Below are 14205 nucleotides of genomic sequence, written 5' to 3'. Positions count from 1 at the left end.
TCTTGATTCCTCCTTTTGGATTGGTTCGTCAAATTAATTCTAAAGGATTTCAAGGTGTCTTTTCTATTGTTTTTCAAAATAAAAAAGATGCTGGTGTCATCCACCAACATCAAAAAGTATAGAGCCATTTTTTTTCACTTTATGCTTGCATAAATAACATGAGAGTGATATATTAATTTCAAGTCATTTTTCATTAGTTTTTATCAGCATCCTGTTCTGATAAAAGTTAGTGAAGAGAGCTTCACTAACGTAACGACTCGCCGTGCTTGATCACCGAGTTGGTACGTTTTTTTTATTTTAATCATACATGCATTACGCATAGTCGACTATCAAAGGAGTCCTTTTTTGTGAACCATATCGTCTTATTTGAACCACTTATCCCAGCGAATACTGGGAACATTTCGCGCACTTGTGCAGCGACAAATAGTCCATTACATTTGATTGAACCTTTAGGATTTTCAACAGATGATAAACAATTAAAACGTGCTGGACTAGATTATTGGGAAGCGGTAGATATTACGTATCATAAAAGCTTAGCAGCTTTCATGGAGTATTTAGGAGATCGCCAGTTGCATTTGATCTCAAAATTTGCCAATGCGACTTACTCAGATGTCGATTTTAATGACAATGAGGATCATTTCTTTTTATTTGGAAAAGAAACAACGGGACTACCAGAAGAATTTATGCGTGAACATGCAGATAAATGCTTGCGTATTCCAATGAATGACGAGCATGTGCGTTCGCTGAATCTATCGAATACAGCAGCATTGATCTTATATGAGGCATTGCGTCAACAAGATTTTCCGAATCTTGAACGCACACATCATTACCCAAACGATAAAATCGATTAATCATCAAAGGAGCACTCACATGGACCTTTATTTTACGAGACACGGAAAAACCGAATGGAATTTGGAACGTCGTTTTCAGGGGATGAAGGGAGATTCTCCTTTATTAGCGAGTAGTTACGAAGAAGTTGCGCGTCTGGGTCAAGAACTTTCTGATGTAGCATTTGAAGCGATTTATTGTAGTACGGCCAAACGAGCTGTCGACACGGCGCATGCTATTGAAGCGCAATTGTCTCATTCTGTGCCCATCATCCAAAAATCCGGACTTTTAGAGATGGGATATGGTGCATTAGAAGGACAACTGATCGACGAGATGCGCCGACAGTATGGCTCAAGTCTGGAACAGATGCGCTATCGCTTAGATTTGTATGACCCAAGTGCATTTGCCGGTGAGACAGTCGATGAGATGCTGACACGAATGACGTCAACGATCACAACAGCCGTACAAAAACATGACGGACCATTATTATTTGTAGGACATGGAACTTCGATGACAGCAGCGATCCAATCGTTGATCGGCAAAGAAATCGCGCAATTACGTGAAATGGGTGGATTGTATAATAATAGTTTGACGATTGCCCATACTCAAGATAAACAAGTCCCTTATACACTAGTGAAATGGAATGACGTTTCGTTTTTGGACGATCCAACTAGTGCAGATTCATTACTTTAAACAGAAAGGAGCGGAGACCTATGCCAGAAAAAGAAGTTTTTGTCGGCAAGGTAGCCGCTATTTTTTATCAAAATCCAACAAACTTTTATAAAGTACTTTTAGTAAAAGTCGAGGAAACGACTGCGCAATATCGGGAAAAGGAAATCGTGGTGACGGGGAGTTTTGGCGATATTCAAGAAGAAGAGAGTTATCGATTCCACGGACAACTGATTGAGCATCCTAAATACGGCACACAATTAAACGCTGAAACGTATCAAAAAGAACAACCGACTTCAGCTGCAGGAATCGTCCATTATTTATCGAGCGATAAATTTCCAGGGATTGGTAAAAAAACGGCACAAGGAATCGTAGATGCTTTTGGTGAACAGGCAATTGAAAAGATCTTAGATGATCCAAGTATTTTAAGTTCACTCCCTCATCTAAATAAGAAAAAACGCGACATGATCGTAGAAACGCTACGCTTGAATCATGGGATGGATCAAGTGATCGTAGGATTGACAGAATATGGGTTTGGTAGTCGTCTATCGTTTGCGATCTATCAAAAATACCGCAATGAAGCGCTTGAAATCATTCAAGAAAATCCGTATCAACTCGTAGAAGATATTGATGGGATCGGATTTAAAAAAGCTGATATGATCGCAGCGCAACTTGGCATCACGCCTCATGCAACGACACGGATCAAAGCTGCATTGTTCCACCAGTTGATGCAAGTCTCGATTCAAACAGGAGATACGTATGTACAAGCAAAACAATTATTGGAACAAACGATCTCGTTACTTGAAACGAGTCGACCAGTCGAAATGTCTGCAGAACAAGTAGCCGATGGGTTGATCGAATTGGTCGAAGAAGAAAAAGTTCATCAAGAAGGGACCGCAATTTACGAGAAGCGCTTGTATTTTTCAGAAATCGGAATCGCACAATCGATCCATCGCTTGATGAAACGTAAACAGACGATCAAGTATACAGATAAGGAATTAGATCAAACCTTTAAAAAAGTTGAAAAAGAATTAGGGATCCGTTATGGTGCTTCTCAAGAAGAGGCTATCAAAGAGGCGATTCGTTCTCCATTTTTTCTATTGACAGGTGGTCCTGGAACGGGAAAAACCACAGTGATCAACGGAATCGTGAGAATGTTTGCGCACTTAAATGAAGTTGAACTTGATCCTAGTCAGTATACCAGTGAAACGTTCCCGATCTTATTAGCAGCCCCGACTGGACGAGCAGCAAAACGGATGAATGAAACGACTGGATTACCAAGTGGTACGATTCATCGTATGCTAGGGTTGAACAATCAAGAACAAGACGTCGAGATGGAAATAAAAGAATTAGAAGGTGGATTATTGATTGTTGATGAAATGTCAATGGTCGATACTTGGTTAGCACATGCTTTGTTCAAAGCCTTGGCGACAAATATGCAGATTATTTTAGTCGGCGATAAAGACCAGTTACCATCTGTGGGACCAGGTCAAGTCTTGCATGATTTATTGCAAACCCCATTTTTGCCAAAGTTTGAGTTGACTGAAATTTATCGACAAGGTGATGGTTCGAGTGTGATTTCGTTAGCACATGAAATCAAAAATGGCCGCTTGCCTCAAAATTTTGCGCAAAATCAAGCAGATCGTTCTTTTTTTGCTTGTGATGCCTATCAGATCGAGCCGATTATTGCCACAATCGTACAGCGTGCAAAAGAAAAGGGCTTCACTGCACAGGATATTCAAGTCTTAGCACCGATGTATAAAGGATCTGCGGGTGTCGATGCTTTAAATAAAATGATGCAAGAAATCTTTAATCCAAACGATGGTCGTAAAAAAGAAGTAAAATTCAATGACATGGTGTATCGCATCGGTGATAAGGTCTTACAATTGGTCAATTCACCAGAAGATAACGTGTTCAATGGAGATATGGGGCAGATCGTCGGGATCACGTATGCCAAAGATTCTGAAGATAAAGTCGATGAATTGACGATCCAGTTTGATGCGACTGAGGTGGTGTATCGCCGAAATGATTGGCAAAAAATCACGCTATCGTATTGTTGCACGATCCATAAATCTCAAGGTAGCGAGTTTAAAATGGTCATACTGCCGATGGTGCACCAATATCAACGAATGCTACAACGCAACTTGTTGTATACGGCGATCACACGGAGTAAAGAAAAACTGATTCTACTTGGAGAAATCGAAGCGTACCAACGTTGTGTCACGCAAGAATCAAACTTACGTATGACGACATTAAAAGAACGTTTATTAGAAGTAGAAGGAAAGGCTCGTGCTGTTCAGACACCATCTGAAGATAAAGCGTTCATTTCAGAAGAAGAAGAACACTTGCCGAGCGAGCCAATCTTGACTTTAGAGTTGATCCAACAACACGCTATCGATCCGATGATCGGAATGGACGGAATTACACCAAACGATTACGAAAATAAAGTGTAACAGAAGTCTGTTACACTTTTGAAAAATTGAATAAACGACAGAAGTCGCTCTTTTAAAAATAAGCCGAACCATTATCGAAAGTGATAATGGTTCGGCTTATTTCTTGGCGCTATCCATCTGTCACAATCTGATGGGGTTACCAAAAAAATTGTGAAGTCAAGGTAATCGTCAAATCGTAACTTTTACCTTCAAAAGACTCACCATCAAGGTGGACATCTTGAGGAGTCGTCGTGATCACACGCAATTTTTTAAGAGAATAGTGCTTAAAGTAACGCGAGCGCAATTGTTTTTTACGTAAAATAAGATAAAACAAATGCACGAGTTTAAAGAATGCTGTTTTTTGGACGACGACCAATTTGAAGCTATCATCTTTCAAATCAGCATGTGGTGCAATGGCGATGCCGCCACCAAAATAAGGATGATTGGTAACGGTAAATAAAAGTGTTTTTCGAAAAATCCGTTCTTGCCCATTGAATTCTACACGAATGGGAAAGGGACGTTGTTGAAAAAAGCTCGTTAAGATACTAGAAAAGTAGCTCGTTTTACCGATATGTAGTGAATGAAACCACTTTTTTCGTTTGCTATGATTGACTTTTTTGACGATTTTGCCATCCAGACCGATTCCTAGATTATTGCAAAAGACACCTGTTTGATTGGTTACCGCTTCTTGATAACGTAAAATCGGAATTTTGACTGGCGCTGTTTGCTCTAAAATTTTCCAAAAAGCTTCTTCTGGTGTTTTGGTCATACGAAATGCCCGTGCAAAATCATTGCCGCTCCCCGCTTTGATATAAGCTACAGGATACCTTGTGCTATAGGCATGCAATTGGTTTAAGACCTGATGTAGTGTTCCATCGCCACCAATTACGACAAAAATCGGTACAATATCTTGTTCTGAAAAAACAGGCTCGTTTAAAAGTGGGGTGATTTTTTTTGTCTGTATCAGCATTTGGGTCAGTTCGATCTCGTGACCAGGATATTCCGTTGTATAAAGAAAATAAGTGTAGCGGTATTTTTTCAACAATTCAATGATCTGTTTTGCTGTTTTGGCACCTCGTCCACCGCCAGCATCCGGATTGACGAGTATATGAAAGATTCGTTTCATGAGTACACTCCAGTAAAAATCAAATTGACCTTTATTATACCATATCTCTTTTAGAACCAAATAAAAAAGGACCTGATCGAAAATAAAGGTGGTCTGCACACGTACTGCACTTTATTTTGCGATCAGGTCATGGATAATGGTGAGTAAGGAGCGAGTCCAATTCCCACTTGATTTGATAGAGGCCTACTTAAAAATTCTGTTTAGACATTACCTACATCGAATGTCTGACTGGGAATTCAGCGTTCCTCCTTACAACTTTAGTATACTAAAACTCTCTTTTTTTAGCAAGCGTTTACATTTCCGTAGTAGGTAAAATCGCTTGCTTTCTCTTTATTTTTTGACTATACTTTTGCAAGCGAAGGGGTGACACTATGAAATATTATCATTTGATTGGGGCTTCTTTAGGATTAGCAATTATTCAATGGGCATTACAAGGTCCACTAGAAACAGTACGCTGGCTGAGTTATCTTTTTTTGAGTATACAAGGGCTCTTATTAGGCAGTTATGTTGTCTTGATGTGTGGCTATTTTATCTTGATGCGACCGACTAAAACAATTGAAGAAGAACCTGTAGTCGAATCGACAACTAACACATCACACAGACAAGCAGCACATTATACGCGATCAACACAGAGTCAAAAAGCAGCTTGACATTTTACTTGAATTTATTTAGACTTGCTAACGGTGCTAAGCGCACGTCACGCGGTTCATCAACCATCCCGCGTAATCAAAACTTGGAGAAAGTAGGAACTAATACATGATAAAATCTAAACAAGCAACATCGGTACGTACCTTAACTGCAAATGCCGTGATTATGGCCATTTATGTCGTTTTGTGTTTTATTTTACCGTACCAATCAGGTGCGATCCAATTTCGGCTATCTGAAAGTTTGAATCACTTAGTGGTATTCAATCGTAAATTTATTTGGGGCGTATTTGGTGGGGTAGTCATCTACAATTTATTCTTTGGAAATGGGCCACTAGATGTCTTATTTGGTGGGGGCCAAACGTTACTTGCATTAGCGGCAACGATTTGGGTCGGTAAATTTGTAGAAAACAAACTCGTATTGATGTTTTGTAATATTTTCTTCTTCACGATCAGTATGTGTTTGATCGCCTGGATGTTGCAATTAACGTTAGATTTACCATTTTGGCCAACGTATGCGACGACTGCATTAAGTGAATTGATCATTATGACAATTTCGGCACCCGTCATGTTTGCGGTAGATAAAGTGGTTCATTTTAAAGATCGTATTTAAAAAGACGAACGAAGTGTTTCCTTACTCGCTTGTGTGAGTAAGGGTCACCTCGTCGTCTTTTTTTAGCGTTCTGCTTTTAGATCTTCGATTTCAACAACTTTAAAGAGTTTGCTTTCCAGTTGTTCGATGATTTTGTTTAATGTTGTTTGGGTTGTTTCAGCTGGTAACGTGATCAACGTTCGACGAATAAACTCATCTTTGCCGATATCTAACGTAATGCAACTGGCAATACTGCTGTATTTGGCAATGATTTTCGAGATAGCTGCCAAATCACCTTTTTTACCAGTAGAAGCAATCGTTAAGACATAACTTCCTTGTTCGACATTCCAAGATTGCGCCAGGACTGAAAGTAAAGAACTATGTGTTAAAATTCCATAAAAATGGTCATTTTCATCTAATACAGCAATGTAAGGCAATTCTTTGATCGTAAAGAATACATTGAAGAATGAAGAATTGACATAGATAAATTTTGTAGCATTTTTTAATAATGATGTAACAGGTAAGCTCATATCGCCACCATTAGCCTTATGCCGGTAAATGTGCATCTTATAGATATTTCCACGGAAGATTTTACCCGTTTCATCTAAAATCGGTACACAACGATAACCAGAATTTTCTAAGATCGTTAAGGCTTCGGCTAAAGTTGCCGTTTCTAAAACCGTCGTCAAGTCAGCTTTTTTGTAAACCATTGATTTTAATAACATAAATAAACCTCCTTATCCTTTGGGTTTATGATAGCATACCTAACCGAAAAACTATAGAAATAATTTTGATCCTGATTGACAGTTTTTTCAAATCATGCTAATTTTAAGAAGTGAGAAAAGAGACGGACAGGAGGCTATTTTATGGCAACAAAAAAAGCAGCATTGGCTTGCTCTGTTTGTGGTTCTCGAAATTATTCGAAATCAGTCAGCGAAGGCAAAAAAGGCGATCGCTTAGAGATCAATAAGTTTTGTAAATATTGTAACCAATATACAATACATAGAGAAACAAAATAAAAAACGGAGGCAGCTCTCATGAAATTTATTCGCAGTGTAATTCACGAAATGAAAAATGTTACTTGGCCTTCAGGAAAACAATTGCGCAAAGATACGATCGTAGTCATTGAAACATCATTGATTTTTGCTGTGTTGTTCTTCTTGATGGATACTGCTATTCAAAATGTATTTTCATGGATTTTAAAGTAGACTTATTCGTTTACGACTAGAATTATTCGCTATTCCATGCTATACTTTGGTACGAGAGAAAAAACTTCGGTGTGACTGAGGTTTTTTTATTTTAGAAAAAAATAAAAGGAGTCCTTATGTGATGGAATCTTTTGAGAGAAGTTGGTATGTACTTCACACATACTCAGGATACGAAAATAAAGTAAAAACAAATATCGAGTCTCGTGCGCAAAGTATGCGAATGGGAGACTACATTTTCCGTGTAGTGGTGCCTGAAGAAGTCGAAACAGAAGTAAAAAATGGAAAAGAAAAAGAGATCGTACACAAAACATTCCCTGGATATGTGTTAGTTGAAATGATCATGACAGATGAGTCTTGGTATGTGATTCGAAACACACCAGGTGTTACTGGATTTGTCGGTTCTCATGGAGCGGGAAGCAAACCTGCACCACTATTACCTGAAGAAATCAACAGCATCTTGCGTTCATTAGGAATGAGTACACGTGCAGTTGAATTGAATGTCGAACTTGGCCAAACAGTGAAGATCATCGAGGGCGCGTTTTCTGGTCTAGAAGGTCAAGTTGTTGAAATCGACGAAGAAAAACAAAAATTAAAAGTAAATATCGACATGTTTGGTCGTGAAACCAGCACTGAGCTTGACTTTGATCAAGTAGACGATATCGACTAATGCAAAACCGTAAGCGAAATTTCGTTTGCGGTTTTTTTAAGGAGTGATAGGATGTATAAATGGATTGGATTGTGGCTAAGTATGTTGTTACTTCTTTCAGGATGCGGGGGAGCACTGCACGAACAAAAACCTGTAACTTCTAATTCTAAACCTGTAGCTAAAACATCAGAACCTGAAAAAACGGCGATCCCGACAGTATTTTTCCATGGTTATTCAGGAGGGAAGAATTCGTTTGGAGGGATGATGACACGTTTAACGTCTTTAGTTGGTGCAAAAAAAGAAGCAGTGATCACTGTTTCTGCTACAGGAGAATTAACGCAAGAAGGAGAGTTGACTAAACAAAAAGATGATCCCATGATTCAAGTGCTTTTTGAAGACAATACTAGCACTCAAGAAAATCAAGTTATCTGGATCACTGAAGTTCTTGCTTCTTTAAAAACACAAGGGATCGACACGGTCAATATCGTGGGTCACTCAATGGGAGGCGTGAGCGTTATGGATTATCTCATGCAAGCACAAGAAGAAACACAACCAAACGTAGCAAAAGTCATTGCGATTGGTGCGCCATTCAATGAGTTTTTAGATACGCTTACGACACAAACACAACAAGAATTGCTTCGCGATGGACCAGATCAAGTTTCCCCACGCTATCAAGCTTACCAAGAAAGAGTAGCACTCTTTCCTAAGACGACTCAAGTCGAGATCATTAGTGGCCAGTTAAGTGCTGATGAACTAAGTGATGGAACGGTGCCACTTGCCAGTAGTTTGGCGATGATTCCATTATTAGTAGCACAAGAAATCGATGTCCACTCAACGATCATTACCGGCGAGAACGCACAACACAGTGCGTTGCATGAAAATAGTGCTGTTGATCGTGTTGTTGCTGATTTTTTATGGAAATAACTAAAGCGTCCCTTTTTGTAATGGCCATCAAAGCCGTACAAAAAGGGACGTTTTAGTGTTATTCACACATGATTTCTTTGGTCAATCGTCTAGCAGTAGGTGTTGCAGCAAGTCCACCTTCACCAGTTTCTCTAAAGATCGACGGCATTTGGCGTCCGACTTGATACATGGCTTCGACGACTTCATCTGGTGGAATGACGCTTTCGATCCCAGCTAAAGCCATGTCTGCTGAAATAAACGCTTGTGAGGAACCAAGTGCATTGCGCTTGACACAGGGCACTTCTACAAGCCCTGCAACAGGATCACAAATCAGTCCCATCATATTTTTTAGCGTAATTGCGACGGCTTGAGCCGACTGATGTGCAGATCCGCCATTAATTGCTACAAGTGCTGCAGCTGCCATGGCACTAGCTGATCCGACTTCTGCTTGACAACCACCTTCAGCTCCTGAGATCGAGGCATTGTTGGCAATGACTAGTCCAAATGCACCAGCCGTAAATAAAAAGTCGAGTTGTTGCTGATGAGTGAGATTGAGGCGTTCACGACAAGCCATCAATACTCCCGGAACGACACCGGCACTTCCAGCAGTAGGCGTCGCACAAATCAATCCCATTTTCGCATTGACTTCATTCACAGCGATCGCATTGCGCACAGCTGTCAGAATCGTTTCGCCGCTTAAAAATTGACCATGTTCTAAGTAATCGTTCATTTTTACCGCATCACCACCGGTCAAACCAGTTACAGACGTTACGCCATTCACACCTTCTACGATCGATTGTTCCATGACTTGTAAGTTACGTTCCATCAAGGCATAGATCTCTTCTCGTGTCCGTCCAGTCATCTCGATTTCTGTAGCGATCATCAGTTCTGCTACTGAGAGGTAATTCGCGCTTTGTGCCACAAGATCTTCTATTGAATAAAACATATTTTCACTCCTTTAGTCAAAATAAGAGGCACTATGGATCTGTGCGATTTGACGGATTTTTTCTAATACTCCTTGGTTACGTTCATCGACTTCGATGATCATAATGGCATTTTCACCTTTTGATTCACGTGTAACAGTCATCGTCCCGATATTGACATTGGCTTCAGATAAGACGTTACTCACACGTGCGATCATGCCTGGGACATCTTGGTGGACGATAATAAAAGTTGGTGTCCCAAGCGTCAATGAAAGTTTAAAACCGTTGACTTCAGAAATCTGAATGTTCCCGCCACCAATAGAGATACCAGTGACCGATAGTTTACGTGTTCCTTTTGACACGATCATTTGCACCATATTTGGGTGTTCTGCTTTTTCTTTTTTTGGGGTGAAGAGGACTTCCATACCCGATTCATAGGCAAGTTTTAGTGAATCGCCCAACCGTGGATCGTCGGGTTCCATTCCAAGTAGACCGCCGACGAGTGCGATGTCCGTTCCATGACCACGATAGGTCTTAGCGAATGATTCATATAAAAAAATATCGACGACTTCAGGTTGTTCACCGAAAATATGACGAATCACTTTTCCGATTCTAGCAGCTCCTGCAGTATGTGAGCTACTAGGGCCTACCATAACAGGTCCGATAATATCAAAGACGCTACGATAATTTAATTGTTCCATATTGTTTCTCCTCAATCTTTAGGTTTCGTTTGTAGTGTAGCACAGGAACGAATGAAGCGTATGAAATTTGTTTGAAAATGAGAGAGAAATTAGTTGAAATTTATTTTTTCTTTGCTATAATATACCAGTATGCTTCAATTCGTGTTGAAGTATGTTTTTAACGTGGGAGGAGAAATACGTATCTCCAATTCACCACATCACGGACTTAAGGAGGTTTGTCTCGTGGCAAAAAAAGTAGAAAAAATCGTTAAATTGCAAATTCCTGCAGGTAAAGCAACACCAGCACCACCAGTAGGTCCTGCATTAGGTCAAGCGGGTGTAAACATCATGGGATTCACTAAAGAATTCAACGCTCGTACTGCTGATCAAGCAGGTTTAATCATCCCTGTAGTGATTTCTGTATACGAAGACCGTTCATTCACATTCGTTACAAAAACACCACCGGCTGCAGTATTATTGAAAAAAGCTGCAAACATCGAAAAAGGTTCTGGTGAACCAAACAAAACTAAAGTTGCAACTGTTTCTAGCGATCAAGTTAAAGAAATCGCTGAATTGAAAATGGAAGATCTAAACGCTGCTAGCTTAGAAGCTGCTATGCGCATGGTCGAAGGAACTGCACGAAGCATGGGAATTATCGTAGAATAAGACCCTAAGGAAGTAGCTTCTCAGTTCGTTCTATATTGAAAGATAAAGAACACGTGGGAGGTTCTACCGCTATAACCACATCCAAGGAGGAAACACAAAATGGCTAAAAAAAGCAAAAAAATGCAAGATGCATTGAAAAAAGTTGATGCGACAAAAGCTTACTCTGTTGAAGAAGCTGTTGCATTAGCGAAAGATACAAATATCGCGAAATTCGACGCAACTGTTGAAGTTGCTTACCGTTTGAACGTAGATCCTAAGAAAGCAGACCAACAAATTCGTGGTGCTGTGGTTCTACCTAACGGAACTGGTAAAACACAAAAAGTTTTAGTATTCGCTAAAGGCGATAAAGCTAAAGAAGCTGAAGCTGCTGGTGCTGACTATGTTGGCGATGCAGATATGGCGAAAAAAATCCAAGGCGGATGGTTCGACTTTGACGTTGTTGTCGCTACACCTGACATGATGGCTGAAGTTGGTAAACTAGGACGCGTTTTAGGACCAAAAGGTTTAATGCCTAACCCTAAAACTGGTACGGTAACAATGGACGTTACAAAAGCAATCAATGAAGTAAAAGCTGGTAAAGTAACTTACCGTGTTGATAAAGTAGGAAACGTTCACGTACCAATCGGTAAAGTTTCTTTCGACAACGAAAAATTAGTTGAAAACTTTAAAACAATCAATGATGTATTAGTGAAAGCTAAACCATCAGCTGCAAAAGGTCAATACATGAAAAATATCACGATCACAACAACATTTGGTCCTGGTATCCATGTAGATCAAACTTCTTTCTAAGAAAAAAGCAAAAAACACTTGACTTCCACGCTTTATCTATGATAAGGTGTGGAAGGTTAATAATTAACTGTACCGAAGACAGTAGGTGGCCTAGCCATAATTCCTACCGAGGACACGTATTGAAGCGATTCAATTGTCCCTCTATGTCTACGGTGGCATAGAGTTTTTTTATTGTAAAAAAACTCTTCCATCAAAATCAGGAGGTGAAACATAAAATGAGTGAAGCAGCTATCGCAAAAAAAGCCGCTATCGTTGAAGAAGTATCTGTAAAATTCAAAGACGCTGCATCTGTAGTCGTTGTGGATTACCGCGGATTAACTGTTGACGAAGTGACTCGTTTACGTAAACAATTACGTGACGCTAACGTAGAAATGAAAGTAATCAAAAACTCTATCTTATCTCGTGCGGCTAAAGCAGCTGGATTAGAAGGACTTGATGAAGTATTCACAGGACCGACTGCCGTTGCATTTAGTAACGAAGACGTAGTAGCTCCAGCGAAGATTATCGATGAATTTGCACAAGAAGCAAAAGCATTGGAAATCAAAGGTGGGATCATCGAAGGTAAAGTTTCTTCTTTGGAAGAAATCACAGCTTTGGCGAAATTACCAAACCGCGAAGGAATGCTATCTATGCTTTTATCTGTACTACAAGCGCCTGTGCGCAACGTGGCTTACGCTGTCAAAGCAGTGGCAGAAAAAGAAGACGGAGATGCAGCTTAATCGCCGCATAATGATTCATTATTTTATATAAAAAAACCTAATTAAATGGAGGAACTCAATCATGGCATTGAACATTGAAAACATTGTTGAAGAGCTTAAAGGCGCAACAATCTTAGAATTAAACGACTTAGTTAAAGCTATCGAAGAAGAATTTGGCGTTACTGCTGCTGCTCCTGTAGCGGCTGCTGCAGCTGGTGGTGCTGCTGCTGAAGAACAAACAGAATTTACTGTTGAATTAACTGCAGCTGGCGATCAAAAAGTTAAAGTTATCAAAGCAGTTCGTGAAGCAACTGGCTTAGGCTTAAAAGAAGCTAAAGCTGTAGTTGATGGTGCTCCATCAGCAGTTAAAGAAGGCGTTTCTAAAGAAGAAGCAGAAGCTTTAAAAGCTGCTTTAGAAGAAGTTGGCGCTTCAATCACATTAAAATAATTTTAATGTTCAAACTAGTAACTGGATTTCCAGTTGCTAGTTTTTTTGTATTCACGGGTGTATACTTAAATCAAAAAGGGTGATTTCCATGAAAGCAAAATGGTATGAAAAAAAACGTGTGTATATTCCGTTGTCGATCGTACTTGGTCTTTTTGGATTTGATATTTTGTACGGGACATTGTCTGCTAAAAAAGATGATGAAGAGTTTAATCCGGAGTATTATAGCCATAAAAATGCACCTATGTTTCGTAAAAAGCAGGCGTTTGAAAAATGATTTATTTGTTTTTTTATGTATAAAAAACATTAAAGAAACGTTGTTATAAAAGAAAAATATTAAGATTGGAATAAAAATCTATAGTTATTTAATCGTTAAATAAAATTCTTATAGCAAAAATATTGTAGTCCAAAACATTTCATGGTATGATGTCTTGGTAACAATCTGATATGCAGTAATGGGTTTACCATATAAATGGATTTAGCTTCATTTCGCATGATCAATTACAATTAAGCACAAGATGTGTTATGGAGGTAAGTTATCAATGAATAACGGTACAGTAAAATGGTTTAACTCAGAAAAAGGATTTGGCTTTATTACAGATGCTGATGGAAACGATGTATTCGTACACTTTTCAGCTATCCAAGGTGAAGGCTTCAAAACTTTAGAAGAAGGCCAAGCAGTTACTTTCGATGTTGAAGATGGTCAACGTGGACCACAAGCGACTAACGTAGTTAAAGCTTAATTCACATCCCAACTTGTGCTGACAGTAGTGTCAGCACTTTTTTTATGCACAAAAAAGGCTATGACATTGCTGTCGTAGCCTTTTTCTTTAGGCTCTATAATTTAATGGACTGATGAATTGAATTCAATTCATCAGTCCATTTGTCATTTTAGGTATTAAAAAACATACTCGCTTCCTGTATGATTAAATCACCACAAAATAAACAAACGAAAG

Annotated in this window: 19 protein-coding genes and 1 other annotated feature; of the genes, 15 read left to right on the top strand and 4 right to left on the bottom strand. The window is 39.3% G+C overall.

Going from position 1 to position 14205, the window contains the following annotated elements; translation table 11 throughout:
* Nucleotides 1-347 precede the first annotated feature (347 nt).
* From trmL to recD2, 3 genes are read left to right on the top strand one after another with little or no spacing between them, the layout of a single operon-like run.
* Nucleotides 348-851, top strand: coding sequence for a tRNA (uridine(34)/cytosine(34)/5-carboxymethylaminomethyluridine(34)-2'-O)-methyltransferase TrmL (gene trmL, locus ACWOEC_RS11365; RefSeq protein WP_297079479.1), 504 nt, complete (start codon nt 348-350; stop codon nt 849-851).
* A 19-nt stretch (nt 852-870) separates the two neighbouring features.
* Nucleotides 871-1521 carry a histidine phosphatase family protein gene (locus tag ACWOEC_RS11360; RefSeq protein WP_455308314.1) on the top strand — a complete coding sequence of 217 codons (651 nt, stop codon included), beginning with the start codon at nt 871-873 and terminating at the stop codon, nt 1519-1521.
* A gap of 20 nt (nt 1522-1541) precedes the next feature.
* The gene (gene recD2 / locus ACWOEC_RS11355) at nt 1542-3950 is read left to right on the top strand and encodes an SF1B family DNA helicase RecD2 (RefSeq protein WP_455308312.1); all 2409 of its coding nucleotides are present in this window, start codon (nt 1542-1544) and stop codon (nt 3948-3950) included.
* A gap of 136 nt (nt 3951-4086) precedes the next feature.
* Here the strand turns inward: recD2 and ACWOEC_RS11350 are convergent, their stop codons facing one another.
* Complete coding sequence (locus tag ACWOEC_RS11350) at nt 4087-5055, bottom strand: diacylglycerol/lipid kinase family protein (RefSeq protein WP_455308310.1); 969 nt, start codon at nt 5053-5055, stop codon at nt 4087-4089.
* A gap of 371 nt (nt 5056-5426) precedes the next feature.
* Here ACWOEC_RS11350 and ACWOEC_RS11345 point away from each other — a divergent pair, with 371 nt between their 5' ends.
* A complete protein-coding gene (locus ACWOEC_RS11345; RefSeq protein WP_455308308.1) occupies nt 5427-5705 on the top strand; it encodes a hypothetical protein in 279 nt (92 codons plus the stop codon).
* A gap of 106 nt (nt 5706-5811) precedes the next feature.
* A complete protein-coding gene (locus ACWOEC_RS11340) occupies nt 5812-6312 on the top strand; it encodes a QueT transporter family protein (RefSeq protein ID WP_455308306.1) in 501 nt (166 codons plus the stop codon).
* Nucleotides 6313-6374: 62 nt separating this feature from the next.
* Here the strand turns inward: ACWOEC_RS11340 and cbpA are convergent, their stop codons facing one another.
* Nucleotides 6375-7016, bottom strand: coding sequence for a cyclic di-AMP binding protein CbpA (gene cbpA / locus ACWOEC_RS11335; RefSeq protein ID WP_455308304.1), 642 nt, complete (start codon nt 7014-7016; stop codon nt 6375-6377).
* 141 nt (nt 7017-7157) lie between these two features.
* On the opposite strand from cbpA, the gene rpmG reads away from it, so the two are divergent.
* From rpmG to ACWOEC_RS11315, 4 genes are all read left to right on the top strand, one after another.
* A complete protein-coding gene (rpmG, locus tag ACWOEC_RS11330) occupies nt 7158-7310 on the top strand; it encodes a 50S ribosomal protein L33 (protein ID WP_016184665.1) in 153 nt (50 codons plus the stop codon).
* 18 nt (nt 7311-7328) lie between these two features.
* The gene (secE, locus tag ACWOEC_RS11325) at nt 7329-7499 is read left to right on the top strand and encodes a preprotein translocase subunit SecE (RefSeq protein ID WP_297079494.1); all 171 of its coding nucleotides are present in this window, start codon (nt 7329-7331) and stop codon (nt 7497-7499) included.
* Nucleotides 7500-7620: 121 nt separating this feature from the next.
* Nucleotides 7621-8166, top strand: a complete 546-nt coding sequence (gene nusG / locus ACWOEC_RS11320) for a transcription termination/antitermination protein NusG (RefSeq protein WP_297079496.1) — start codon at nt 7621-7623, stop codon at nt 8164-8166.
* A gap of 51 nt (nt 8167-8217) precedes the next feature.
* Nucleotides 8218-9069 carry an alpha/beta hydrolase gene (locus ACWOEC_RS11315; RefSeq protein WP_455308301.1) on the top strand — a complete coding sequence of 284 codons (852 nt, stop codon included), beginning with the start codon at nt 8218-8220 and terminating at the stop codon, nt 9067-9069.
* Between the two features lie 58 nt (nt 9070-9127).
* Here ACWOEC_RS11315 and sdaAA read toward each other — a convergent pair whose 3' ends face one another.
* Both sdaAA and sdaAB read right to left on the bottom strand, forming a co-directional pair.
* Nucleotides 9128-9994 carry an L-serine ammonia-lyase, iron-sulfur-dependent, subunit alpha gene (sdaAA, locus tag ACWOEC_RS11310; RefSeq protein ID WP_455308299.1) on the bottom strand — a complete coding sequence of 289 codons (867 nt, stop codon included), beginning with the start codon at nt 9992-9994 and terminating at the stop codon, nt 9128-9130.
* A gap of 12 nt (nt 9995-10006) precedes the next feature.
* A complete protein-coding gene (gene sdaAB, locus ACWOEC_RS11305; protein ID WP_455308298.1) occupies nt 10007-10672 on the bottom strand; it encodes an L-serine ammonia-lyase, iron-sulfur-dependent subunit beta in 666 nt (221 codons plus the stop codon).
* A gap of 222 nt (nt 10673-10894) precedes the next feature.
* On the opposite strand from sdaAB, the gene rplK reads away from it, so the two are divergent.
* The 6 genes from rplK to ACWOEC_RS11275 all read left to right on the top strand — a co-directional run bounded on the left by rplK (nt 10895) and on the right by ACWOEC_RS11275 (nt 13992).
* Nucleotides 10895-11317: a 50S ribosomal protein L11 gene (gene rplK, locus ACWOEC_RS11300; protein WP_297079504.1), complete on the top strand. Its 423-nt coding sequence runs from the start codon at nt 10895-10897 to the stop codon at nt 11315-11317.
* Nucleotides 11318-11416: 99 nt separating this feature from the next.
* A complete protein-coding gene (gene rplA / locus ACWOEC_RS11295; protein WP_455308295.1) occupies nt 11417-12106 on the top strand; it encodes a 50S ribosomal protein L1 in 690 nt (229 codons plus the stop codon).
* Between the two features lie 54 nt (nt 12107-12160).
* Nucleotides 12161-12285: a sequence feature (ribosomal protein L10 leader region), on the top strand.
* A gap of 36 nt (nt 12286-12321) precedes the next feature.
* Nucleotides 12322-12825, top strand: coding sequence for a 50S ribosomal protein L10 (gene rplJ, locus ACWOEC_RS11290; RefSeq protein WP_016184657.1), 504 nt, complete (start codon nt 12322-12324; stop codon nt 12823-12825).
* A gap of 61 nt (nt 12826-12886) precedes the next feature.
* Entirely contained in the window at nt 12887-13252 is a 366-nt protein-coding gene (gene rplL, locus ACWOEC_RS11285) for a 50S ribosomal protein L7/L12 (protein WP_016184656.1), read from the top strand.
* Nucleotides 13253-13340: 88 nt separating this feature from the next.
* The gene (locus tag ACWOEC_RS11280; protein ID WP_455308292.1) at nt 13341-13526 is read left to right on the top strand and encodes a hypothetical protein; all 186 of its coding nucleotides are present in this window, start codon (nt 13341-13343) and stop codon (nt 13524-13526) included.
* 265 nt (nt 13527-13791) lie between these two features.
* Nucleotides 13792-13992, top strand: coding sequence for a cold-shock protein (locus ACWOEC_RS11275; RefSeq protein ID WP_297079511.1), 201 nt, complete (start codon nt 13792-13794; stop codon nt 13990-13992).
* Nucleotides 13993-14205: the final 213 nt, after the last annotated feature.

It is taken from the genome of Enterococcus bulliens, from assembly GCF_053761865.1.
Note: the sequence above shows the minus strand (reverse complement) of the source record. Positions and strands in the feature narration are given on the sequence as shown.

Coding starts and splice junctions, on each gene's coding strand:
- sdaAB (WP_455308298.1), bottom strand. CDS start 10,672: ATGGAACAATTAAATTATCGTAGCGTCTTTGATATTATCGGACCTGTT.
- ACWOEC_RS11360 (WP_455308314.1), top strand. CDS start 871: ATGGACCTTTATTTTACGAGACACGGAAAAACCGAATGGAATTTGGAA.
- ACWOEC_RS11345 (WP_455308308.1), top strand. CDS start 5,427: ATGAAATATTATCATTTGATTGGGGCTTCTTTAGGATTAGCAATTATT.
- ACWOEC_RS11350 (WP_455308310.1), bottom strand. CDS start 5,055: ATGAAACGAATCTTTCATATACTCGTCAATCCGGATGCTGGCGGTGGA.
- ACWOEC_RS11280 (WP_455308292.1), top strand. CDS start 13,341: ATGAAAGCAAAATGGTATGAAAAAAAACGTGTGTATATTCCGTTGTCG.
- ACWOEC_RS11315 (WP_455308301.1), top strand. CDS start 8,218: ATGTATAAATGGATTGGATTGTGGCTAAGTATGTTGTTACTTCTTTCA.
- sdaAA (WP_455308299.1), bottom strand. CDS start 9,994: ATGTTTTATTCAATAGAAGATCTTGTGGCACAAAGCGCGAATTACCTC.
- rplJ (WP_016184657.1), top strand. CDS start 12,322: ATGAGTGAAGCAGCTATCGCAAAAAAAGCCGCTATCGTTGAAGAAGTA.
- secE (WP_297079494.1), top strand. CDS start 7,329: ATGAAATTTATTCGCAGTGTAATTCACGAAATGAAAAATGTTACTTGG.
- nusG (WP_297079496.1), top strand. CDS start 7,621: ATGGAATCTTTTGAGAGAAGTTGGTATGTACTTCACACATACTCAGGA.
- rplL (WP_016184656.1), top strand. CDS start 12,887: ATGGCATTGAACATTGAAAACATTGTTGAAGAGCTTAAAGGCGCAACA.
- rplA (WP_455308295.1), top strand. CDS start 11,417: ATGGCTAAAAAAAGCAAAAAAATGCAAGATGCATTGAAAAAAGTTGAT.
- rpmG (WP_016184665.1), top strand. CDS start 7,158: ATGGCAACAAAAAAAGCAGCATTGGCTTGCTCTGTTTGTGGTTCTCGA.
- ACWOEC_RS11340 (WP_455308306.1), top strand. CDS start 5,812: ATGATAAAATCTAAACAAGCAACATCGGTACGTACCTTAACTGCAAAT.
- ACWOEC_RS11275 (WP_297079511.1), top strand. CDS start 13,792: ATGAATAACGGTACAGTAAAATGGTTTAACTCAGAAAAAGGATTTGGC.
- recD2 (WP_455308312.1), top strand. CDS start 1,542: ATGCCAGAAAAAGAAGTTTTTGTCGGCAAGGTAGCCGCTATTTTTTAT.
- cbpA (WP_455308304.1), bottom strand. CDS start 7,016: ATGTTATTAAAATCAATGGTTTACAAAAAAGCTGACTTGACGACGGTT.